This is a genomic window from Rhizobium sp. Root274 (assembly GCF_001429245.1).
GTDB lineage: Bacteria > Pseudomonadota > Alphaproteobacteria > Rhizobiales > Rhizobiaceae > Allorhizobium.
Map to the genome: position 1 here is coordinate 248,446 of NZ_LMJE01000001.1, position 19,841 is coordinate 268,286.

24 protein-coding genes are annotated in these 19,841 nt (G+C 61.5%); 15 read left to right on the forward strand and 9 right to left on the reverse strand.

The window, feature by feature from the left end; translation table 11 throughout:
* Positions 1-2: 2 nt before the first annotated feature.
* On the reverse strand, positions 3-590 hold the full coding sequence (locus tag ASE36_RS01325; RefSeq protein WP_062274861.1) for an NUDIX domain-containing protein: 588 nt from the start codon (positions 588-590) through the stop codon (positions 3-5).
* Positions 587-2,749 (reverse strand): molybdopterin-dependent oxidoreductase, encoded by a 2,163-nt coding sequence (locus tag ASE36_RS01330; protein WP_062274864.1) that lies wholly within the window; start codon positions 2,747-2,749, stop codon positions 587-589. The genes ASE36_RS01325 and ASE36_RS01330 overlap by 4 nt, the downstream gene beginning before the upstream one ends.
* 33 nt (positions 2,750-2,782) lie before the next feature.
* On the opposite strand from ASE36_RS01330, the gene ASE36_RS01335 reads away from it, so the two are divergent.
* From ASE36_RS01335 to ASE36_RS01345, 3 genes are read left to right on the forward strand one after another with little or no spacing between them, the layout of a single operon-like run.
* Positions 2,783-3,646, forward strand: a complete 864-nt coding sequence (locus tag ASE36_RS01335) for a 23S rRNA (adenine(2030)-N(6))-methyltransferase RlmJ (protein WP_062274867.1) — start codon at positions 2,783-2,785, stop codon at positions 3,644-3,646.
* 13 nt (positions 3,647-3,659) lie between these two features.
* The gene (locus ASE36_RS01340) at positions 3,660-4,418 is read left to right on the forward strand and encodes a ribonuclease T2 family protein (protein WP_062274869.1); all 759 of its coding nucleotides are present in this window, start codon (positions 3,660-3,662) and stop codon (positions 4,416-4,418) included.
* Between the two features lie 28 nt (positions 4,419-4,446).
* A complete protein-coding gene (locus tag ASE36_RS01345; RefSeq protein ID WP_062274874.1) occupies positions 4,447-5,043 on the forward strand; it encodes a glutathione S-transferase in 597 nt (198 codons plus the stop codon).
* Positions 5,044-5,117: 74 nt separating this feature from the next.
* On the opposite strand, the gene ASE36_RS01350 is transcribed toward ASE36_RS01345, so the two are convergent.
* On the reverse strand, positions 5,118-5,780 hold the full coding sequence (locus ASE36_RS01350; RefSeq protein WP_062274877.1) for an outer membrane protein: 663 nt from the start codon (positions 5,778-5,780) through the stop codon (positions 5,118-5,120).
* Between the two features lie 367 nt (positions 5,781-6,147).
* Between ASE36_RS01350 and ASE36_RS01355 the strand changes: the two genes are divergently transcribed.
* The 5 genes from ASE36_RS01355 to ASE36_RS01375 all read left to right on the forward strand — a co-directional run bounded on the left by ASE36_RS01355 (position 6,148) and on the right by ASE36_RS01375 (position 10,397).
* Entirely contained in the window at positions 6,148-6,906 is a 759-nt protein-coding gene (locus tag ASE36_RS01355) for an SDR family oxidoreductase (protein ID WP_062274880.1), read from the forward strand.
* Positions 6,903-8,930: an excinuclease ABC subunit UvrC gene (gene uvrC / locus ASE36_RS01360; RefSeq protein WP_062274885.1), complete on the forward strand. Its 2,028-nt coding sequence runs from the start codon at positions 6,903-6,905 to the stop codon at positions 8,928-8,930. Before ASE36_RS01355 ends, uvrC begins: the two co-directional genes overlap by 4 nt.
* 118 nt (positions 8,931-9,048) lie before the next feature.
* Positions 9,049-9,630 (forward strand): CDP-diacylglycerol--glycerol-3-phosphate 3-phosphatidyltransferase, encoded by a 582-nt coding sequence (gene pgsA, locus ASE36_RS01365; RefSeq protein WP_062274888.1) that lies wholly within the window; start codon positions 9,049-9,051, stop codon positions 9,628-9,630.
* 1 nt (position 9,631) lies between these two features.
* Complete coding sequence (gene moaD / locus ASE36_RS01370) at positions 9,632-9,886, forward strand: molybdopterin converting factor subunit 1 (RefSeq protein WP_062274891.1); 255 nt, start codon at positions 9,632-9,634, stop codon at positions 9,884-9,886.
* A 37-nt stretch (positions 9,887-9,923) separates the two neighbouring features.
* Positions 9,924-10,397: a molybdenum cofactor biosynthesis protein MoaE gene (locus tag ASE36_RS01375; protein ID WP_062274893.1), complete on the forward strand. Its 474-nt coding sequence runs from the start codon at positions 9,924-9,926 to the stop codon at positions 10,395-10,397.
* On the opposite strand, the gene ASE36_RS01380 is transcribed toward ASE36_RS01375, so the two are convergent.
* On the reverse strand, positions 10,387-11,283 hold the full coding sequence (locus tag ASE36_RS01380; RefSeq protein ID WP_062274908.1) for a branched-chain amino acid ABC transporter permease: 897 nt from the start codon (positions 11,281-11,283) through the stop codon (positions 10,387-10,389). The genes ASE36_RS01375 and ASE36_RS01380 overlap by 11 nt on opposite strands.
* 58 nt (positions 11,284-11,341) lie before the next feature.
* Between ASE36_RS01380 and ASE36_RS01385 the strand changes: the two genes are divergently transcribed.
* Together ASE36_RS01385 and ASE36_RS01390 are read left to right on the forward strand one after the other, a co-directional pair.
* Positions 11,342-11,893: a CGNR zinc finger domain-containing protein gene (locus tag ASE36_RS01385; RefSeq protein WP_062277810.1), complete on the forward strand. Its 552-nt coding sequence runs from the start codon at positions 11,342-11,344 to the stop codon at positions 11,891-11,893.
* Entirely contained in the window at positions 11,890-12,432 is a 543-nt protein-coding gene (locus ASE36_RS01390) for a hypothetical protein (RefSeq protein ID WP_244474628.1), read from the forward strand. Before ASE36_RS01385 ends, ASE36_RS01390 begins: the two co-directional genes overlap by 4 nt.
* On the opposite strand, the gene ASE36_RS01395 is transcribed toward ASE36_RS01390, so the two are convergent.
* Positions 12,425-12,919, reverse strand: coding sequence for an RICIN domain-containing protein (locus ASE36_RS01395; protein WP_062274911.1), 495 nt, complete (start codon positions 12,917-12,919; stop codon positions 12,425-12,427). The two genes, ASE36_RS01390 and ASE36_RS01395, sit on opposite strands and share 8 nt — an antisense overlap.
* Positions 12,920-13,100: 181 nt before the next feature.
* The gene (gene ndk, locus ASE36_RS01400) at positions 13,101-13,523 is read right to left on the reverse strand and encodes a nucleoside-diphosphate kinase (protein ID WP_062274915.1); all 423 of its coding nucleotides are present in this window, start codon (positions 13,521-13,523) and stop codon (positions 13,101-13,103) included.
* Between the two features lie 150 nt (positions 13,524-13,673).
* On the opposite strand from ndk, the gene ASE36_RS01405 reads away from it, so the two are divergent.
* Positions 13,674-14,540 carry a helix-turn-helix transcriptional regulator gene (locus ASE36_RS01405; protein WP_062274918.1) on the forward strand — a complete coding sequence of 289 codons (867 nt, stop codon included), beginning with the start codon at positions 13,674-13,676 and terminating at the stop codon, positions 14,538-14,540.
* Between the two features lie 43 nt (positions 14,541-14,583).
* Complete coding sequence (locus ASE36_RS01410) at positions 14,584-15,132, forward strand: YbhB/YbcL family Raf kinase inhibitor-like protein (protein WP_062274921.1); 549 nt, start codon at positions 14,584-14,586, stop codon at positions 15,130-15,132.
* A gap of 12 nt (positions 15,133-15,144) precedes the next feature.
* Here the strand turns inward: ASE36_RS01410 and ASE36_RS01415 are convergent, their stop codons facing one another.
* Entirely contained in the window at positions 15,145-15,828 is a 684-nt protein-coding gene (locus ASE36_RS01415; protein ID WP_062277817.1) for a glutathione S-transferase family protein, read from the reverse strand.
* Between ASE36_RS01415 and ASE36_RS22480 the strand changes: the two genes are divergently transcribed.
* On the forward strand, positions 15,827-16,012 hold the full coding sequence (locus ASE36_RS22480; protein WP_156378541.1) for a hypothetical protein: 186 nt from the start codon (positions 15,827-15,829) through the stop codon (positions 16,010-16,012). The two genes, ASE36_RS01415 and ASE36_RS22480, sit on opposite strands and share 2 nt — an antisense overlap.
* Positions 15,981-16,487, forward strand: coding sequence for a DinB family protein (locus ASE36_RS01420; RefSeq protein WP_062274924.1), 507 nt, complete (start codon positions 15,981-15,983; stop codon positions 16,485-16,487). Before ASE36_RS22480 ends, ASE36_RS01420 begins: the two co-directional genes overlap by 32 nt.
* 61 nt (positions 16,488-16,548) lie before the next feature.
* Here the strand turns inward: ASE36_RS01420 and ASE36_RS01425 are convergent, their stop codons facing one another.
* Together ASE36_RS01425 and ASE36_RS01430 are read right to left on the reverse strand one after the other, a co-directional pair.
* Entirely contained in the window at positions 16,549-18,138 is a 1,590-nt protein-coding gene (locus ASE36_RS01425) for a methyl-accepting chemotaxis protein (protein WP_062274926.1), read from the reverse strand.
* A gap of 1 nt (position 18,139) precedes the next feature.
* Positions 18,140-18,478 (reverse strand): hypothetical protein, encoded by a 339-nt coding sequence (locus ASE36_RS01430; RefSeq protein ID WP_062274928.1) that lies wholly within the window; start codon positions 18,476-18,478, stop codon positions 18,140-18,142.
* A gap of 252 nt (positions 18,479-18,730) precedes the next feature.
* On the opposite strand from ASE36_RS01430, the gene ASE36_RS01435 reads away from it, so the two are divergent.
* The gene (locus ASE36_RS01435) at positions 18,731-19,789 is read left to right on the forward strand and encodes a GGDEF domain-containing protein (RefSeq protein ID WP_062274930.1); all 1,059 of its coding nucleotides are present in this window, start codon (positions 18,731-18,733) and stop codon (positions 19,787-19,789) included.
* Positions 19,790-19,841: the final 52 nt, after the last annotated feature.

Consider the following 19,841-nt stretch of genomic DNA (forward strand, 5'->3'; position numbering starts at 1 on the left):
TATCACCGTCTGTTCAAAGCCGCCCATTGCAAGAGCATGATCGTCTTGGCGTCAACGAGCTCGCCCGCTTCGACCATCTCCGTGGCCTCGGCAAAGGAGAGCTCGACCACTTCGATATCCTCATGCTCGTCGTCCAGTCCGCCACCCTCGGCGACGCGGTCGGCATCGGCGACTGCGGCGTAGAAGCCGTGCAGCTTTTCAGTCACTGATCCCGGCGACATATAGGCTGCGAAGCAAGCGGTGGCTTTCGCGATCCTGTAGCCGGTCTCTTCGAGCGCTTCGCGCAGCGCCGCCTGTAATGCGGTTTCGCCGTCGTCAATGAAGCCTGCGGGCACTTCGAGCAAGTAGGCGTGGTCGCCGCTCAGATGGGCTGCGATGCGGAGCTGCCGAACCAGGGTCACGCTATCGCGGTCAACATTGTGCAGAAGAATAGCCGAGGCATTGCGGCGGTCGAACACTTCCCACGATAGCCGATGCGGCGCCCTGCCCTCGCGGAAGAAGTCGAAGGTGATGCCGCGCAGATGGCTCCAGCCCTTCCATAGCGTCTTGTCTTCCAGGATCGCGATCCGGGCCTTGTCGAAAATGCTCATGAATATGCTTTTCTCATCCAGACCTTGTTGTCGTGGAAGGCAGCACCGCCATGGGGCGCTGCCGGATCACCACCGGTCAGGACGTTGATGCCTTCGCCGTCGAGATGCGCCTTGTTGGGCCAGAGACCTTCGGCCACCAGCACGCCCGGCTTCACGGCCTCGGTGATTTTCGCGTGGATGCGCAGGTCACCGCGCCTGTTTCCAAGGTGCACGACATCGCCATCGGCAAGGCTGAGGCGCAAGGCATCGGCGGGGTTCACCATGACTTCGGGGCGGCCCTCCTTGTCGCGCGAGGTTTTTGTCTCGGCAAAGGTGGAATTCAGGAAGTTGCGCGCCGGCGAAGTGGCAAGCCGGAAGGGATGTTCGGCATCGGCCACTTCGATCAGATCGACCTGATCGGGATAAACCGGGAGCTGCTTCACCGGCCCCAGCGAACCGAGCTTTGCCGGCGGCTTGTTCGGGGCTGGCGTATTTTCCCAGTCCGGCTTGAAGCGGAACTTGCCGTCTGGATGGGCAAAGCCATTCAGGTAATGCGCGTCCTCGAAGGCCGGCTGGCAGTCGAGCCATTTGTCCTCAAGCAGCGTGTCGAAATCCGGCTTGCCGCTGATATAGAGCATGCGCTCGATGTGTTCGCGCTCGGCCTTGCCGAAGCCGGGTCGATCCGCGACACCGAGGCGTTTGGCCAGTTCCTCAATGACGAAGAGATTGGTGCGCACCAGCGGCGGCGCGTCGACGAGCTTGGGACCAAGCAGCATATGGCTCTGGCCGCCGCCGCGATAGATGTCGTCATGCTCGACGAACATGGTGGCGGGGAGCACGATGTCTGCGAGTTCCGCCGTCTCTGTCATGAACTGCTCGTGCACTGCGACGAAAAGGTCGTCGCGCAGGAAGCCCTGTTTCACCAGCCGCTGTTCGGGCGCGACATTCACCGGATTGGTGTTCTGGATGAGCATGGCCGTGACCGGCCCGCGATGGCGCAAGGCTTCCGCGTCTCCGGTCAGCACGCGTCCGATCTGCGACTGGTCGAGCATGCGGATGTCAGGGTCGACCATGGCGGTGCCCATCAGTTCCGCCTTGTTTAGCTGGAAGATGTCACTGTTCGAGTGAAACGCGCCGCCTCCCTCGTATTGCCAGGAGCCAAGCACGGTTGCGAGCGAAAGTGCAGCATGCATAGAAACGGCGCCATTGCGGCTGCGGGTGAAGCCGTAGCCGAGGCGGAAGAAGGTTTTCGGCGTCGTGCCGACGTGGCGCGCGAAGGCCTCGATCTCCTCGACCGAGAGGCCGGTGATGGCGGCCGCCCATTCCGGTGTCTTGTTCTTGAGATGCGCTTCAAGCCCCACCGGATCATCGGCAAACTTCGCCATATAAGCGCGATCGGCATGACCATCGCGGAAAGCGATGTGCATGGCAGCACATGCAAGTGCCGCATCGGTGCCGGGCTTCAGGATCAGGGCCATATCGGCCTGTTTCATCGTCGGATTGTCATAGACGTCGATGACCACGATCTTCGCGCCGCGATCCTTCCGCGCCTTGATCGCGTGGGTCATCACGTTGACCTGGGTGGCGACCGCATTGGTGCCCCAGATGACGACGCAGTCGGAGACGGCCATCTCACGCGGGTCGGGTCCGCGAAGCGTGCCGGTGCCCATGACGTAGCCGGTCCAGGCCATGTTGGTGCAGATCGTGCCGAAGAAGCCGGAGTATTTCTTGGCGTGGCGCAGGCGCTCGATGGAATCGCGCTGCACGAGGCCCATGGTGCCGGCATAGAAGTACGGCCAGACGGCTTCGGAGCCGTGGCGCTGCTCGGCCTTGACGAAGGCGTCGGCGATTTCGTCGAGGGCGGCTTCCCAGGTGACATCCTGCCACTGGCCCGAACCCTTGCCCCCTGCCCGGCGGACCGGCTTCATCAGGCGGTCGGGATGGTAGAGCCGCTCGGCATAGCGCGCGACCTTGGCGCAGATGACGCCGGCGGTGTAGCTGTTTTCGGCCGCGCCACGCACGCGGCCGATGCGGCCGTCCTCCGTGATATCGACGTCGAGGGCGCAGGTGGATGGACAGTCATGCGGACAGGCCGTATGACCGACCGACCGGTTTCGGATGGGGCTCTGGATGTTCATGGGGCCGTTATAGGCCAAGGCCGAAACGCTCAAAAGCCCCATTCGAACAAATCATCACTGCCATCGGAACCGCACATGAATTATCGCCACATCTATCACGCGGGCAATTTTGCCGATGTCCTGAAGCATCTCGTGCTGTCGCGGCTGATCGTCTACCTGCAGCAGAAGGACAAGGCGTTTCGTGTGCTCGATACCCATGCCGGGATCGGGCTCTATGATCTGTCCTCCGAGGAGGCGCAGAAGACCGGCGAATGGCTTGAGGGCATCGGCAAGGTCATTGATGCCGAGCTGCCGGAAAAGGTGGCGGAGATCATGGCGCCCTATCTCAATGCGGTGAAGGCCTTGAACCCAGAGCGCGAGGCCGGCGGTCCGCTGCAGAAATATCCGGGATCGCCGAAGCTCGCGCGCGATCTCTTTCGCCCGCAGGACCGGCTTTCGGCGATGGAATTGCATCCGGAGGATTCGCGAGCCCTTGCGCGCCTGTTTGAAGGCGATTTCCAGGTGCGCGTGACCGAACTCGATGGCTGGCTGACGCTGAATGCGCATCTGCCGCCGAAGGAAAAGCGCGGCATCGTGCTGGTCGATCCGCCCTTCGAGAAAGAGGGCGAATACGAGCGGCTGGTGGAAGGCCTTGCCAAGGCGCATCGCCGCTTTGCCAATGGCGTCTATTGCCTCTGGTATCCGATCAAGAAGGGTGCGCCGATCAAGGAATTCCACGAGGCGCTGCAGGCGCTGGAAATTCCGAAGATGCTGTGTGCCGAACTGCATGTGAAAAGCGACCGCGACCAAACTGGCCTTTCCGGCACGGGTCTCGTGATCGTCAACCCGCCCTTCACGCTGAAGGACGAGATGCATCTGGTGCTGCCGGAGCTCAAGCGGCTGATGGCGCAGGATCGTTATGCATCGCATCGCTGCTTCTGGCTGCGCGGGGAAGATTGATCGGAGGGCAGCCATGGGACGCTATAGCGGCTTTTTCGCCTTCGGCCTTCTGCTTGTGGCAGCTGCTTTCTACAGCTTTCTGCCGAGCAAGCGCGTCGAAAGTCCGTCTGTCACAACGACCTCACCTCAGCTCGACCAGACCCCATCGCAGTCTGGCAACAAGCCACAATTTCCGAATGAACCGTCGGAGGTTCAAGGAGGTCGCGGGTTCGACTTCTATGTCCTCTCACTCTCCTGGTCGCCGACCTACTGCGACAGCGAGGCAGGTCGAGGCAACCGGGTCCAGTGCGGCACCGGAAAGCGCTTCGGCTGGGTGGTGCATGGGCTCTGGCCGCAGAACGAACGCGGTTATCCGCAGGACTGCGACAGCTCAGACGGCAGTCGTGTGCCGGACAGCATCGCGCGCGGGATCATGGACATCATGCCCGGCATGGGGCTGATCGGCCATCAATGGCGCAAGCATGGCAGTTGTTCGGGGCTTTCGATGGCAGATTACTTCGCCCTCGTTCGAAAAGCGCATGACAAGATCCTGATACCGCCGCAGTTCTCCTCCGTGCGCCAGCCGCTGCAGACATCACCGGCAGCACTTGAGCAGGCATTTATCCGCAGCAATCCGGGACTGACCGCCTCGGCAGTCGCAATCACCTGTGATAGTCAGAGAGTCGATGAGGTGCGGATCTGCCTCGATACGTCGCTCAATTTCCGCGCCTGCCGGGAGGTGGACCAACGATCGTGCAAGCGATCCGATCTGACCATCCCGCCTCAGCCCTAACTCGCAACGAGAGCCACAGGAAACCATGATGAAGCTGCTCTTCGCGCCCGCCTCGCCCTATTCCTCGAAAGTCCGCATGGCCGCCCGCTATCTCGGCATCGCGCTTGAGGACGTCCGGGTGAATACGGCCGACGACCCATCGGAACTTGTCGAGAAGAACCCGCTCGGCAAGATCCCGACACTGATTACCGACAAGGGCGAAGCGATCTTCGACAGCCGCGCCATCATGCATTTTCTGCATCGGACCGCCGAGAAGCGGCTCTATCCCAAGGACAAGGCGAAGCGGACGGAGGCGGAGGTGCTGGAGGCGCTCTGCGACGGGATCAGCGACTGCCTGCTGGCCATCGTCTACGAACGGCGTTACCGGCCGCCGGAACTGGTGAGCCAGGATGTTATCGACCGGCAATGGGCGAAGATCAATCGCAGCCTTGATTATCTGGACAAGACCCTGCCGAAGACCGGCAAGAAGCTGCATGGCGGTCATTTTGCGCTGGCGGCCACACTCGGCTACCTGATGCTGCGCTTTCCTGGCGAATGGGAAAATGGCCGCGCGGCGCTCGCCGAATGGCCGGCCATTTTCGCCAAGCAGTTCGAGCCCTACCCGGCGCTGCGCCCCAAGGCCTGATCAACCGCCTCAAAGCGGCACAATAAAAAAAGCCGGGCGAACCCGGCTTTTTCTTGTTTCAACTAAGCGGTGGATCAGAACTTCACGCCCATACCGACCTTGACCGAATGGTCGTCGAAGCCGCGCGAGATCGTCGAACCGTTGATGTCGAAGTCGCGCTTCTGGTAGTCGCTGTAGCGGTATTCGACGCGGGCGGTGATGTTGTCGGTGACGAAGGTTTCGACACCGGCGCCAACCGTGTAACCGGCAGCCAGCTTCTCGTCGCTGTCGCCAGCGCCCTTCAGTTCATGATTGCCAACAGCCACACCGGCGGTGCCGTAGACCATGAAGGGGTTCAGGTCGTAGCCGACGCGGCCGCGAACCGAGCCGTTGACGCCCTGGGTGCCCTTCAGCGAGGCGCCGCCACCGGTCGAGCCGGCAGAGCCGTCTTCACCAGCGTAGCTGAGGTCGGCTTCTGCACCGTAAACGATCGAGCCGCTCTGCATGTTGTAGCCGCCGTAGACCGTGCCGCCGAGGCCGTTTGCATCGCGGCCGTCGTTGGAGCCGGTGAACTTGCCGAATTCGTAGGTGGCTGCACCACCGAGATAGGCACCAGCCCAGTTGCCGCCGGGAGCCGCAACGTCGTTTGCCATCGGCGGAGCTTCCGGAGCCTGGTAGATCGCGTCCGCGGCCTGGGCGGCCTGGAAAGCGGCGAAAGTGGTGGCAGATGCCAGAAGGATGATCTTGAGGTTACGCATACTAGTCTCCTTTACAGTTCCGGGCCGCGCTTCACTCAGAACCAACGGCGGCCTGAACGTTATTGGGTATTCCCTGCCCGTTCCGAATGTACAAATGGCGGTCAATTGAGGAATAGAAAGAGCCGAAATGTGAATTTATTGTGGCACTTGGGCGGCATAATTAGGATGTTGCTTGAATGACACAAACGATTCGTTAACCATAACAAATAGTTTACACGAAAGTCACAAGTATAATTGAGTCTACCTTCAGTTTTTACTTATCCGCCTTGAAAATGATACCCGGCATTGAATCAAGAAGAGGCGGTTTAAATATCGCGATGGCGCCATATATGCAGCGCGTCACCTCTGCTGAACAAGGTTAGAACGCATGCAAACCGGCATACCCAGGACCGCTCTCGTCACCGGATCGGCCAAACGACTTGGCAGGGCCATTGCGGAAGACTTGGCGGCCCAAGGCTTTGCCGTGGCGTTGCATGCGAACGGGTCCCTGGCCGAGGCGGAGGCAGTGGCGGCGGCCCTTCGCACTGAGGGAAAAAAGGCGATCGCCCTGAAAGCGGATCTGGGTAACATTTCCGAGAGCAGCACGCTGATCACGCGGGCCGAAGCGGAACTTGGGCCAATTGGCGTGCTGGTCAACAATGCCTCGATCTTCGAGGATGACACGGCTCTCGACTTCAATGCCGAGACATTCAGCCGGCACTTCGACCTTCACGTGCGCGCGCCTGCCATTTTGAGTGCCGCACTGGTTCAGGCCCTCCCCGAGGATCGGTCAGGCCTGATCGTCAACATCATCGACCAGCGCGTGCTGGCACTCAAGCCGACCTTTTTTTCCTATACGCTGTCGAAGGCGACACTTTGGACGGCGACGCAGACCATGGCACAGGCCTATGCCCCGCGCGTGCGTGTGAATGCGATCGGCCCCGGGCCGACGCTGATTTCGGAGCGGCAACGGCCGGAGGATTTCCAGGCGCAGGTCGACAGCCTGCCGCTAAAGCGCGGCCCTTCCCTCACCGAATTCGGCCGTACCATCCGCTTTCTTTTTGACACGCCGTCGATCACCGGCCAAATGATCGCCCTGGATGGGGGCCAACATCTGATTTGGCACGGTACGGAGATCAATGAATGAATGGAGGAAAGCTGCCCGATGGCGGCGTTCTCTATGACGGAACGGAAGACGAGGACGAAGGCATCGTCGTCGAGGCAGAACCTGCGCGCGCCGGGATCGAGATCGACTGGCATGTCGACGGCCTGGATGAGACGGGCCTGACCGGCGCCGACCTGATCGGCGAATTCGTCAAGCGCCTGCCCAATTCGCCCGGCGTCTACCGGATGCTGAACAAGGACGGCGACGTCATGTATGTCGGCAAGGCGCGCAGCCTGAAGAAGCGCGTCAGCAATTATGCGCAAGGGCGCCTGCATTCCAACCGGTTGACGCGCATGGTGCGCGAGACCGTGCATATGGAATTCGTTACGACCCGGACCGAGGTCGAGGCGCTGCTGCTCGAAGCCAATCTGATCAAGCGGTTGCGGCCGCGCTTCAACGTACTTTTGCGCGACGACAAGAGCTTCCCCTATATCCTGATCACGGGCGACACGCGGGCACCGGCTCTTTACAAGCATCGCGGAGCCCGGGCGCGCAAAGGCGATTATTTCGGCCCCTTCGCCTCGGCGAGTGCTGTTGGGCGGACAATCAATTCGCTGCAGCGCGCCTTCCTCTTGCGCACCTGTACCGACAGCGTGTTCGAGAGCCGGACACGCCCCTGCCTGCTTTATCAAATCAAGCGCTGCTCCGGTCCCTGCACGCATGAAATCAGCGACGAGGGCTATGGTGAACTGGTCCGTCAGGCCAAAGACTTCCTCTCGGGGCGCAGCCAGAACGTCAAGGAATCGATCGCGCGGGCAATGAACGAGGCGGCCGAGGATCTCGACTTCGAGCGCGCCGCCGTGTTCCGTGATCGACTTGCTGGCCTCAGCCACGTGCAGAGCCACCAGGGCATCAATCCAGCCGGCGTCGAGGAAGCCGACATCTTTGCCATCCATCACGAGGGTGGCTTGTCCTGCATCCAGGTGTTCTTCTTCCGCGCTGGCCAAAACTGGGGCAACCAGGCCTATTTCCCGAAGGCGGATCCGCAGCTCACCAGTGCCGAAGTGCTCAATTCCTTTCTGGCGCAGTTCTATGACGACCGCCCCTGTCCGCGTCTCGTGCTTCTGTCGGAGCAGATCGACGAGCAGGAACTGCTGGCCACAGCCCTGTCGGAGCGCGCGGGGCATAAGGTGGCGATCTCAATTCCGCAGCGGGGCGAAAAGAAGGACCTGCTCGACCATGTCAGTGCCAATGCGCGCGAGGCGCATGGCCGCAAGCTCGCTGAAACCGCCTCGCAGTCGCGGCTGCTGGCGGGCTTTGCCGAGACCTTCCAACTGCCTTACGTGCCGCGCCGCATCGAGATCTACGACAACTCCCACATCATGGGCACCAATGCCGTCGGCGGCATGGTCGTCGCCGGGCCGGAAGGCTTCGTGAAGGGCCAGTATCGCAATTTCAACATCAAGTCGACCGACATCACCCCCGGCGACGATTTCGGCATGATGCGCGAAGTGATGACGCGGCGCTTCTCGCGGCTGCTCAAGGAAGAGGGCAAGCCGGACCGAACGACGCCTCCTGAAGACAGTGCCGACACCCCCTTCCCCGCCTGGCCTGACGTTATCCTGATTGACGGTGGCCAAGGGCAGATGACGGCGGTGCGCAAGATCCTTGAGGATCTCGACATCACCGAGAGCGTCATCGCCATCGGCGTTGCCAAGGGTGTTGACCGCGATGCGGGGCGCGAGCGCTTCTTCGTCAGGGGCAAGCCGGACTTTACGCTGCCACCGCGCGACCCCGTCCTCTATTTCATCCAGCGCATGCGTGACGAAGCGCATCGCTTTGCGATCGGCTCGCACCGGGCGCGGCGCAAGAAGGAAATGGTCAAGAACCCGCTCGACGAGATCGGCGGCATTGGCCCGACGCGCAAACGGGCGCTTCTGCAGCATTTTGGCACGGCGAAAGCGGTGTCGCGGGCAGCCGTCAGCGACTTGATGGCGGTCGAGGGCATTTCCGAAGCGGTCGCGCGCCTTGTCTACAATCATTTTCACGAAAGCGGCGGCGATTGACCGGAAACGACGTACCCTCTGGCGCTTTCATGATAAAAGGCGTTCAGAAATCTTGAGTTGACGGCTCTCGTTGAAAGCCCTCAACTGTCGACGCAATACCATCCAAAGACAGGGCATCATGGCTTCGCGCGCATACAATATCCCCAATCTCCTGACTTACGCCCGCATTCTGGCCGTGCCGCTGATCGTGCTCTGCTTCTTCGTTGAAGGCCGCCTGCAAAGCTCGGACTTTGCCCGCTGGGCGGGTCTTGCGATCTTCATCGTCGCATCCATCACCGATTACTTCGACGGCTATCTCGCGCGGATCTGGAACCAGACGTCCAATATCGGGAAGATGCTGGATCCAATCGCGGATAAACTGCTGATCGCCGCCGTGCTTCTTCTTCTCGCAGCCGATCAGACCATTGCAGGCTGGTCGTTGTGGGCCGCGATCACCATCCTCTGCCGTGAAATTCTTGTTTCGGGCCTGCGCGAATATCTGGCGGCTTTGAAGGTCAGCGTGCCCGTGACACGGATCGCCAAATGGAAGACGACGGCGCAGATGGTGGCGATTGCTTTCCTGCTCGCAGGACCTGCCGGCGACAAGGTGCTGCCCTACACGACGGAAATGGGCATTACGCTGCTCTGGATCGCCGCGATCCTGACCATCTATACCGGCTACGACTACTTCCGCGCCGGCGCCAAGCACATGGTGGATTGAGATGGTCAAGCTCGTCTATTTCGCCTGGGTCCGCGAGCGGATCGGCAAAGGTGAGGAAGAGCTCACCCTGCCGGACAGCGTGAAGACGGCGGGCGAGCTCGTGGCCTATCTCGCGACCCTTGGCGACGAGTATGCCGAGGCGCTGCGCTTTCCGAAGGCGATCCGGATTGCTGTGAACCAGGAACATGTCGAGCATGACGAATTGATTGCCGGCGCCCGTGAGATCGGCATTTTTCCGCCCATGACCGGCGGTTGATGTCGCCTCTCCTTCTGTCGGCCGGAGGATGCCGCCAATGCCCCAACCCACAATCCGAGTCCAGCGCGAGGATTTCGACGCTGCTATTGAAAGCGCATCGCTGACCGCAGGGCGGGCCGATATCGGCGCGATGGTATCGTTCGTCGGCCTCTGCCGCGACGAGGCGGGCACGCTGGCAGCGCTCGAACTCGAGCATTATCCGGGCATGGCCGAGGCGGAGATGACCAGGATCGCTTCGCTTGCCATCAAGCGCTTCTCACTGCTCGGTCTGACCGCCATCCATCGTCATGGCCGGATCGAAGCCGGTGGGCAGATCGTGCTTGTCATCGCTGCTGCGCCGCATCGTCAGGCGGCCTTCGACGGGGCAAATTTCGTCATGGATTTCCTCAAGACCTCCGCCCCCTTCTGGAAGAAGGAGCATGGCAAGGACGGTCAAACCAGGGACTGGGTCGCGGCCACGGATGCAGATGATGCCGCGCAAGCGCGCTGGCAGGACGGCATCAGGGAATAACGCGCTCACGCCGGCTCAGCACCAGCAGGAAGACGAGCGCGGCGATGATCACCGCATCGCGCCAGATCATCGGGCCATAGGCGCTCCAGAGCGTTTCGGCAAAACCGATGCCAGCGGCACCGATCGCGGAATGCAGCGGCCGGAAATATCCCCCTGCTGCCGCAATCAGAACCACCTTCAGCCCCAGCATCAGACCCGCACCGAAATCCATCGTGCCGTAAAGCACCGTGGCCGAAAGGCCTGCCATGGCGGCGAGAGCTGCGGAGGCCATGAGTGCCACCACGAAGACACGGTCGGCATCCACCCCGAGCAGCCGAGCGGCGAAGGCATCCTGGCAGACCGACTGCCAGAGACGACCGGCGCGGCTGCGTGTCAGGACGAGATGCCCCATCAGGACCAGCCCAACCATCAGCGCGGAATGGACGAGTTGAACCGGTGTCAGCCCCACGGTGAACCCGTCGATTTCGGCCAGCACGATTTGCCTCTGTCCGAGCGGTGGCAGCCACAGGCTGCGGGTATCGAGCGCCAGCCGCGCGCCCTCCGAGAGCAGGATGACCAAGCCCAGTGAGGCAACGATCACGCTGTTGGCCGAACGTCGGTGCAGCGGCAGCATGATGTAACGGGCACTCGTCCAGCCGGCGAGAAGCGCATAGGCGAAGCCGGCGATGAAGCCCAGCAGAAGGGATGCCGGCAGGATCAGGTAGAGGCGATTCCAGCCGTAATCGACGAAGAGGAGACAGATCTGGCCTGAAAGAGCGACCAGCGCTCCAAACGTGATGTCCGGGCGGCGGGTCACTCCGAAGGCGAGCGCATAACCGAAGGCGAGGCAGGCACAGAGACTCGCCACCGGCACCGCGTTCAGAATCTGCTGCAGCAAATAGGCCATCCATCCTCCGATTTCATTTATAACTAGTAAAATGGTTTTTACCAGTTATATTGTCAGCATGACCTTCACGTGGACTGCTCATCGTTTCGTCGGCGGCGCGCTGGCGCTTGACGTCGCCAACAGCGTCATCCTTCGGCACGATGCCGAGGGGCGGCGCGACCGGTTTGCTGTGGCTGAGCAGTTTCAGGCCTTCCCGGAGGCCGCAGTCCGACTGTCTGCCGAGCGGCAGGATTTTCCGGACTTACGCCCCCTCCCCGAGGAGCATCGCGGCGAGTTTCTGCAACTGCGTGAGGCGATCGACCGCTATTTTCGTGTTCGAACGCTGGGGAGCGAGGACAGGCTGGCATTGGCCGAATTGCTGGAGCGGATCGCAGCGACGCTGAGGGCTGCGACAGTCGGTCAAACGCTCGACCAGGCAACGGCGCGATCTGCACTCAGGCTTATCTGTGAACCCCAGCCCGAACGGATGAAGATCTGCGGCCATTGCGGATGGCTGTTTCTCGACCGCAGCAAGAACCGCAGCCGCACCTGGTGCGACATGACCGTCTGCGGCAACCGGGTCAAAGCGAGCCGCCACTACAAACGGAAGAAGACGGAGCCACTGCCATGATGGCGCGAACGAAACGTCTGAGCCTTGCAGCCTGTGCGGTCCTTGCTGTCCTGCCGGCCTGCCAGCGCGAAGACGCGAACGAGCCTTTGAAGGTGAGCGGCAAGGTCTTCATCTTCAACTACCGCGTGGCGCAGGCGACCTATGTGGTCACGCTTGCCCGCAACGGACCGCTGCCGGACGAGAGTTTCGTCGTCACGCAATTCGAAAATCCCGCCGGCGGTGCGCCGATCGAGACGCGGACGAAGATCTTCCCCTTCTGGGAAAAGGTGGCGCTGGAAAGCCCGCCCGTCCATTGCATCGTCAAGGGCAAACCTTACGCGATCTCGATCCGGGTGGTCGACAAGCAGGATAAGCTCCTCCAGGCCATCGACACGACGCTGACCTCGACGCTCGACCAGACGATCATGCCCAGCAAGCCGCTGGTGGTCGGGCCGATCTACACGCCCAATCCGGAGGTCTTCAAGGCCGACGGGACCCGGGATTATGCCCAGGGCGCCGACTGTCCATTGGCTCCGGCAAATCAGGCCGCCGTCAATTGACCAGTGTCCACAACTGGCCGGAATAGTCGCCGCAGAGCCTCATTTGGGCGTAACGATCGAGCATGCCGCCATTGGCGATATCGAGGCAGTAGCGGTTTCCGAGGAACTGGGTGGTGAAGCGCATGTATTCGCCCGAGGCAGAGATCTGCCACAACTGACCCGAATAGTTTCCGCATGGGCGCATCTGGACCATATAGGCGGGACCGCCCCCGTTGACGACATCCAGGCACATGGTGTCGCCCATGGCTTCATTGCGGATGCGCACCCACTGGCCTTGCGAGGTCACGTGCCAGGCCTGACCGACGGATTCTTCGTTCACATCCGTCATGATGGCAAGATCCTGGAACGGGCCGCCATTGACGATCTCAAGTCGCTGATCCGGTCCGGTGAACTGGGTAGAGAGGCCGATCGAATCGGCCATGGCTGTGCCGGACGAGACAACGAAGATGAGCGGGGCAAGGCGGGAAACGGCGCGGATGGACAGCAAGACGGAGGACCTCGTTTAGCGGACTGGAGGCAGCAGTCTGGCGAGGCCGCTGACTTTTTGCCTGACCAAAGTCTGCAGGCATTCCGCCATTGCCGCATTGAAGGCCAAAAAAACCGGAGCGTTTCCGCCCCGGTTCTGCAAGTCTTATCAATGCACTGAGGCCGAAACCTCAGGGTCTGATTCAGCCGACGATTTCGGTGTCCGAGAACCAGTACTTGATTTCCTGGGCAGCGGTTTCCGGAGCGTCCGAACCGTGAACCGAGTTCTCGCCGATGGAGAGAGCGTGGGTCTTGCGGATGGTGCCTTCGTCAGCGTTGGCCGGGTTGGTGGCGCCCATGATTTCGCGGTTCTTCAAGATGGCGTTTTCGCCTTCGAGAACCTGAACGACGGTCGGGCCGGAGGTCATGCCTTCAACCAGTTCGCCGAAGAAGGGGCGTTCCTTGTGAACGGCGTAGAAGCCTTCGGCTTCGCGCTTGCTCATCCAGACGCGCTTGGAGGCGACGACGCGCAGGCCTGCGTCTTCCAGCATCTTGGTGATGGCGCCCGTGAGGTTGCGCTTGGTTGCGTCCGGCTTGATCATCGAGAAGGTGCGTTCAATCGCCATCTGTCTCATCCTTGTTGGTGTCTGAAGGGAAAGTGGGCGGTATCTACAAGGCCCGAATCACGAAGACAAGGGGGATGGACGAATTTCACGCCCACGTCATAATCAACAGCGCCGATGGCACGGCGCTCAAGCCCCCGAGGAGAGGTTGCAGTGATCGAGAGCATTTCAGGCCGCATCGCGCGCTTCACGCATGCAGCTCCCGACATCGGCGCCCATTGCTACATCATCCAGGCGAGTTCCGGCATATTCCGACGGCTGCGCGCCGACCAGCCCGGCCTGATCATCGTGCGCCGGGGCGTAAAGCGCGTTTCTTCAAACAGGATCGATCTTGAGGCGGGACCGGGCACCGCCATCGTCCTGCCGATCAACGGGGAATGGACCGTGATCAACGAGATTGCCGCTGGAGGCGATTATCAAGCCGAAGCCTTGATGTTTTCGCCCGATCTCGTCGATGCCTATGCGAACGCCCAGCTTGCGGCCTTGCGGGACGCCGCAACATTTCTTCCGGATGCCGAGTTCCAGACGGCCCTCGAACGGGCTGCTCATAGCCTGACAAAGGCCGGCGACGCCGAACAGCTGCGCCGTCACATGCTCGGCGAGATCATCCTGCGTCTGGACGCGCTCGGTCTCAGCCTGCGCGCCGGTGGCCGCGAGAGCCTGCACGACCGCGTTCGCGGCCTGATCGGCCGCGACCTGGCGAGCGACTGGACCGCGGATCGCGTCGCCTCGTCGCTCGGGGTGAGCGAGGCCACGCTTCGCCGCAAGCTTGCCGCCGCCGGCACCAACCTCACTGAAATTATCGCCGACATGCGCATGACGCGTGCCGTTGGCCTGCTCCAGGCGACCGAGTTGCCGATCAACCGGGTGGCGCTGGAGGTCGGCTACGAATCCGCCTCCAAGTTTGCCGCGCGTTTCCGCGAACGCTTCGGGCTGTCCCCGCGCGACATCCGCATTCCGGCCGCGGAAATTGCGCGCATTGGAGCCGAAGATGATCGCATCGGAGCCGCAGCCGAATAGCGGAACTGCTAGATTGGGCTTCTCACTATCGAAGGAGCCCATCATGGTCAGACAGACCTTTTCCGCCGCCATCCTGAGCCTCGCCTTTTTTGCCACGCAGGCGCAGGCGGCGGAATTCAGCCTTTCCAGCCCCGATCTTCATAACGGAGGCATTCTTGCCGGGGCGCAGGTTGCCAATAGCTTCGGCTGCAGCGGTCAGAACATCTCACCCGCCCTCACCTGGAGCGATGCCCCAGAGGGCACGAAAAGCTTCGCCGTGTCCCTCTATGATCCCGATGCGCCGACCGGCTCCGGCTTCTGGCACTGGGTGATGTTCAACATTCCGGCAGACGTCACAGCCCTTCAGGCCGGCATCTCGCCCGAGGCAGGAGCGCCCGCCGGTGCGGTCCAGAGCCGTGCGGATGCCGGCTATTCCGGGTTCCTGGGTGCCTGCCCGCCCGAGGGGCAGACCCACACTTATGTGTTCACGGTTACCGCCCTCGACACGGCAAAGCTCGATCTCGATTCCACAGCGAGCGGGGCGTTGATCGGTTTCATGACCAACGCCCATGCGCTGGCCAAGGCTTCCATCTCGGTGCGCTACGGGCGTTAAAGGCTGCGGCCGTCAGGCCACCTGACGGCCGACACCCTCATGCAGTTCCAGGCAACGCTCGAACCAACCCAAGACCGGGTCGCCATCGGGCAGATGGATGGAACCGGTGGTGATGCGCAGCCACTGCAGCGCGCCGAACAGGATGTAGTCGGCAAAGAGCGGGGACTGCCCCCCGATGAAGGGCTGGAAACCGAGCATGTGGCGCAGCGGCTGGAGCTGGCCGGGAAGCGCTGCAATGGCAGCCGCCCGCTCGGCATGAACCTCTTCAAGGGGCCTGCCCAGAAACTTTTCACGGGAGGCGCGGAAGTAGTCCTGGTCGGTGGGGCCAAGCATCTGGTGGATGTCGAATACGGCTATGCGGGTAATCACCGGATGGACGATATTCTGGGCATAACCTTCGACCAGCCGGGCCGCCGCCTTTCCGCCCTCGCCGCCGAACAGGCTCGGATGCTCTGGATAGGCCTCTTCGAGATAAAGCGCGATCCGGAAGCTGTCGGAGACCAGCTGATCCCCGTCCCTGACGATCGGCACCGTCTTCGAGAATCCATCTTCTGCCTTCGGAATTTCCGTGAAGGGCAGCGGCCGCTCTTCGAAGGCCAATCCCTTGTGATGGAGTGCCATCACGATCTTCCAGCAATGGGGCGAAAAGGGGCGGTTCGGATCAGTGCCACACAGAGAGTAGAGCGTCAGAGACATGAAGGACCTCGTTTCATTTCCTGCAGAGAAGACCATTCCAGCCGTCGAAGCAAATCAGCAAATTTCATGGGATCCATCACCCTTGTTTGCGGAAGCGACTGCTAAGATTGGCGAAGGCTTGGCCAGGGCAAAATTCACGACAGGAGCGTTCAATGGAAAATCTGAAGATGATGGCGGCCTATAACCGCTGGGCAAACGGGCTGGTTTATGACGCGGCGGGCGCATTGTCCGAGGAGGAGTTGCACTGCGACACCGGCGCCTTCTTCGGCTCGATCTTCGGCACGCTCAGCCATCTCCTGACCGCCGATCGTATCTGGTTGAACCGCTTCACCGGCCAAGGCCCCCGCCCCTCCGCCCTCAACGAGTGCCCCTGCGCCAGCTTTGCCGAGTTACGGGAGGCCCGGGCAGAGGAGGATGGGCGAATTATCGCCTATGTGGAGAACCTGACAGCGGCGCAGCTGGAGGGCCAGATCTCCTACACGCCACTCACCTCCTCGGAACGCATCCAGCAACGGCTTTCCCCTGCCCTCAGCCACATGTTCAACCATCAGACCCATCACCGTGGCCAGGTGCATGCGGGCTTGACGGGCATGGGCAAGCCGAGCCTTGCCATTGACCTGATCTACTTCTTGCGGAGCGACGGACGGGCATGGCTTTAAAAACGGAAAGAGCCGCAGGGACGGTCCCTGCGGCTCTTTCCGTTTGAATGGCAAGCGATTGTTATGCCGCGCGTCGTGCGGTCGACGCGCTGCGCTGGAGCGAGAAGCGCGCCATCAGAGCGTCCAGATTACCGGTTTCATGAACGAGTTGCTGGATCGCCGCGGAGGATTCCTCGACCATGGCTGCATTCTGCTGGGTGTTCCGGTCGATGTGGCCGATCGCGGCATCGATTTCGGAGAGGCCGGCGGACTGCTCGCGTGTCGCGGCCACGATCTTGCCGACCTGCTCGCTGATCGAATTCACTTCCTTGGCAATTGTGCTGAGCGCTTCACCCGCCTGATCGACGAGGGAGACACCATGACGGACCTGCTCGCCAGATGCGTTGATCAGCGTCTTGATCTCCTTGGCTGCATTTGCCGACCGCTGGGCCAGTTCGCGCACCTCCTGGGCGACGACGGCAAAGCCCTTGCCGGCCTCACCCGCACGGGCCGCTTCCACGCCTGCATTCAAAGCCAGGAGATTGGTCTGGAAGGCGATTTCGTCGATCACGCCAATGATCTGGCTGATTTCCCGGGAGGAGTTTTCGATCCGGCTCATGGCAGAGACGGCGTCGGTCACGATCGACCCCGAACGCTCAGCACCGCTGCGTGCCTGATCGACCATGCGGCCAACGGAATCAGCTACTTCAGCCGTTTGCCTGACGGTCGTTGCGACACCTGACAGTGCACTCGCCGTCTCCTCGATCGACGCCGCCTGTCTTTCGCTTCGCGTGGAGAGGTCCTGGTTCGCCTCGGCGATCTGCGACGTGCCCTGCCGGATGACATTGGCGACTTCGCCAACCTGACCAACGACTGCTTCGAGATTTTCGACCGAGGCGTTGAAAGAGCTGCGCAGCTCATCAAGCTTGCCAGGGAAAGGCTTGGCAATACGGCAGGACAGGTCGCCGCCCGCGAGACGCGACAGAACCGCGCCCAGCTCGGAGACGGCCATTTGCACCGCTTCCGCCTCCTTGGCCTTTTCGGCTTCGTGATGCAGCCGCTCGTCAGCGGCCGTCGCATCGGCCTGTCTGGCGAGATCAGCCATAGCCGACGCCTCCTGTCGGGCGGCATTTGCCGTCTCGACGGCCTTGTCGGAGGCCATAAATGCCCGGACGACGGCGAAGGTCAGAGCGATCAGCACACCAGACTGGAGAACGAGCACGACCGCATGCAGAATGACGCGGGAAAAATCGGACTCGCCCGGGAAAACCGCCAGCGGCATCACGAAGTAGACCGCCAGGTGATGCACGGCCACAAAGCCTGCGAAGGCAACGATGGCCCGCCAATCAACCCAGGCCGCACAGACGGCAAGCGTTGCGAAGAAATACATATGCATGTCGATCTGCAGCGGGCTGCCGGAAAACGCATAGACAAGGATCGAGACCGTCATGGCAAGGGCCATCGACGTCAGGATCCGCGTGGTCTGTCCTGTTCGGTCCCTCAGCCACACGAGCGTCACCGGTGCCAACATCAACAGCGTCGCACCGATTGCAAACCAATCCATGCCTGCAGCACGCAGGCTGTTCGCGAGAACAATCAGCGCGAAGTTGATCCAAAGAAGAGCCTGGAGGCCTACCGAAGCCTTTGCACGCAGGCTTTGCAATTCATTCATGTCATTTTCCTTCACGGCAGCCAACTGCCAAGTCATGGTTCAGCACAAGGTAGGCTCCTGCATCGAACAACCTTTCGGCGAAGCCGGGTTCGTCAGATTGAGCCACAGATATCCAAGGTGCGCGCCCCGCCCAGACGAAACGACCGCCAGCTTTCGCGATGACCGCCATGTTGCCTTCTGCGCTCTGGTTCGGGCTCGTCACCACCAGCATGAACGGGCCCGAGGGGCGCGCAATCACGGCAGCGACAAGGACAAGCGAAAACACAAAATAGGCAGAGACGGTGACCCCGGCGGCAGGCATCTGTTGTCGTTCGCTTTCCAGTTTCAGCAGCCCTGCCAAGCGTGAGTTCCAGGAGAACAACGAAGGGAGGCGCTTACCGGCTCCATCATGCTTTCGGATGTACTAATATCCTATGAATGACGATCATCAGGTTCCTGCAATGTTTCACAGCTGCTTCGGAACCGCATCCGGGTTCCGCAATACGAAAGATTAACTGCGTTTCCCGCTTGCGCGTCGGCATAAACGATTTCCCAAAGGTTCTGCCTGACCTTGATCGCCTGGAACCTGGGGCAGACAGGCAAGAGGGGAATCATGCAGGACAACATCACGGGCGGGCCGAACCGTGCCGGCAAAACGGGCGCGGATGCCTTGCAGAAGATCATGGCTGTGATGCTGCGGCACGAAATCGCTGCCCTGCCCCGCAACTTCGAACTCGTGTACGAGGCTTTGAGCGGCGGCAATCCGGATCTCAGCCACGAACTGGCGACGCTCGGAGCAAAGCCCAGCCAGCATGCGCTCGATCAACTTGGTCTCAAGCATCGGCTGCCCGGCCATTGCGGGGCGACCGCCGAGAGGCTGCAGACGGAGGCACTCAGCGCTCTTTCGTCGATCAAGGCCAAGCTGGCATTGGGGCTGAGCCAGAAGCGCAGCTTCGCCCGCTCGGTCGAGACGGCTGCAACCTCTATCCGCGCCGAAGTCGATGTCGGCATCGAACAACTGCTCGGCGAACTCGACCTCCTGGCCTCGCTCGCCCGCGAAATGGTCCAGGCGGAGACGCTGCTGGCCCATGAGGTCGCAGAGGGGCTGGATACACTGGAGACGGCCGACCGGGCGATGCAGGCGGCCAAGGCCATGACACTCCGCGACCGGCTGACAGGTCTGCCGAACCGCGCAGCCTTCCTGCAAAAGCTCGAGGAGACCCATGCGCGCAGCACGGCTGCCCATACCAGCGCGCTGGTGCTGATCGAAATCTGCGATCTCGCACAGCTGCATCACCAGTATGGCGATGAAGCGGCGGCCAAGCTGGTGAAGGGACTTGCCAGGATTTTCCGCAAGGCGATCAAGAAACACGACTACATCGCGCGCATCGACGCGGACACTTTCGCCTTGGTCTTCGACGACATCGACGCCAGCGACGCTCACATCATCGCCGAGCGGCTTTTCACCACGGCGGAGAACAATCGCGTCTTCGCCAGCGAGACCGGTTCCGAACTCGGTGGCTTGCCGCTGGCGCTCGGCCATGTGATGGCGCAGGAAGCGGCGGACCCGTTGCACTGGCTATCGCTCGCCAAGACCGCCACCCAACTCGCCCGGCACAATCCTCGCCAGCCGATCATCGGCCACAAGCCAGGTCAGCGTCAGGTCGCGTGAAGGCCGGTCAAGCGAATTCGCGAGCCGCGCTGTCTGCTTGCCTTTGACCGAC

Bases quoted from the DNA above. Each gene is read 5' to 3' on its own strand.
- ASE36_RS01325 (WP_062274861.1), bottom strand. From the start codon at position 590: ATGAGCATTTTCGACAAGGCCCGGATCGCGATCCTGGAAGACAAGACG.
- ASE36_RS01330 (WP_062274864.1), bottom strand. From the start codon at position 2,749: ATGGGGCTTTTGAGCGTTTCGGCCTTGGCCTATAACGGCCCCATGAAC.
- ASE36_RS01335 (WP_062274867.1), top strand. From the start codon at position 2,783: ATGAATTATCGCCACATCTATCACGCGGGCAATTTTGCCGATGTCCTG.
- ASE36_RS01340 (WP_062274869.1), top strand. From the start codon at position 3,660: ATGGGACGCTATAGCGGCTTTTTCGCCTTCGGCCTTCTGCTTGTGGCA.
- ASE36_RS01345 (WP_062274874.1), top strand. From the start codon at position 4,447: ATGAAGCTGCTCTTCGCGCCCGCCTCGCCCTATTCCTCGAAAGTCCGC.
- ASE36_RS01350 (WP_062274877.1), bottom strand. From the start codon at position 5,780: ATGCGTAACCTCAAGATCATCCTTCTGGCATCTGCCACCACTTTCGCC.
- ASE36_RS01355 (WP_062274880.1), top strand. From the start codon at position 6,148: ATGCAAACCGGCATACCCAGGACCGCTCTCGTCACCGGATCGGCCAAA.
- uvrC (WP_062274885.1), top strand. From the start codon at position 6,903: ATGAATGGAGGAAAGCTGCCCGATGGCGGCGTTCTCTATGACGGAACG.
- pgsA (WP_062274888.1), top strand. From the start codon at position 9,049: ATGGCTTCGCGCGCATACAATATCCCCAATCTCCTGACTTACGCCCGC.
- moaD (WP_062274891.1), top strand. From the start codon at position 9,632: ATGGTCAAGCTCGTCTATTTCGCCTGGGTCCGCGAGCGGATCGGCAAA.
- ASE36_RS01375 (WP_062274893.1), top strand. From the start codon at position 9,924: ATGCCCCAACCCACAATCCGAGTCCAGCGCGAGGATTTCGACGCTGCT.
- ASE36_RS01380 (WP_062274908.1), bottom strand. From the start codon at position 11,283: ATGGCCTATTTGCTGCAGCAGATTCTGAACGCGGTGCCGGTGGCGAGT.
- ASE36_RS01385 (WP_062277810.1), top strand. From the start codon at position 11,342: ATGACCTTCACGTGGACTGCTCATCGTTTCGTCGGCGGCGCGCTGGCG.
- ASE36_RS01390 (WP_244474628.1), top strand. From the start codon at position 11,890: ATGATGGCGCGAACGAAACGTCTGAGCCTTGCAGCCTGTGCGGTCCTT.
- ndk (WP_062274915.1), bottom strand. From the start codon at position 13,523: ATGGCGATTGAACGCACCTTCTCGATGATCAAGCCGGACGCAACCAAG.
- ASE36_RS01410 (WP_062274921.1), top strand. From the start codon at position 14,584: ATGGTCAGACAGACCTTTTCCGCCGCCATCCTGAGCCTCGCCTTTTTT.
- ASE36_RS22480 (WP_156378541.1), top strand. From the start codon at position 15,827: ATGAAGGACCTCGTTTCATTTCCTGCAGAGAAGACCATTCCAGCCGTC.
- ASE36_RS01415 (WP_062277817.1), bottom strand. From the start codon at position 15,828: ATGTCTCTGACGCTCTACTCTCTGTGTGGCACTGATCCGAACCGCCCC.
- ASE36_RS01420 (WP_062274924.1), top strand. From the start codon at position 15,981: ATGGAAAATCTGAAGATGATGGCGGCCTATAACCGCTGGGCAAACGGG.
- ASE36_RS01425 (WP_062274926.1), bottom strand. From the start codon at position 18,138: ATGAATGAATTGCAAAGCCTGCGTGCAAAGGCTTCGGTAGGCCTCCAG.
- ASE36_RS01435 (WP_062274930.1), top strand. From the start codon at position 18,731: ATGCAGGACAACATCACGGGCGGGCCGAACCGTGCCGGCAAAACGGGC.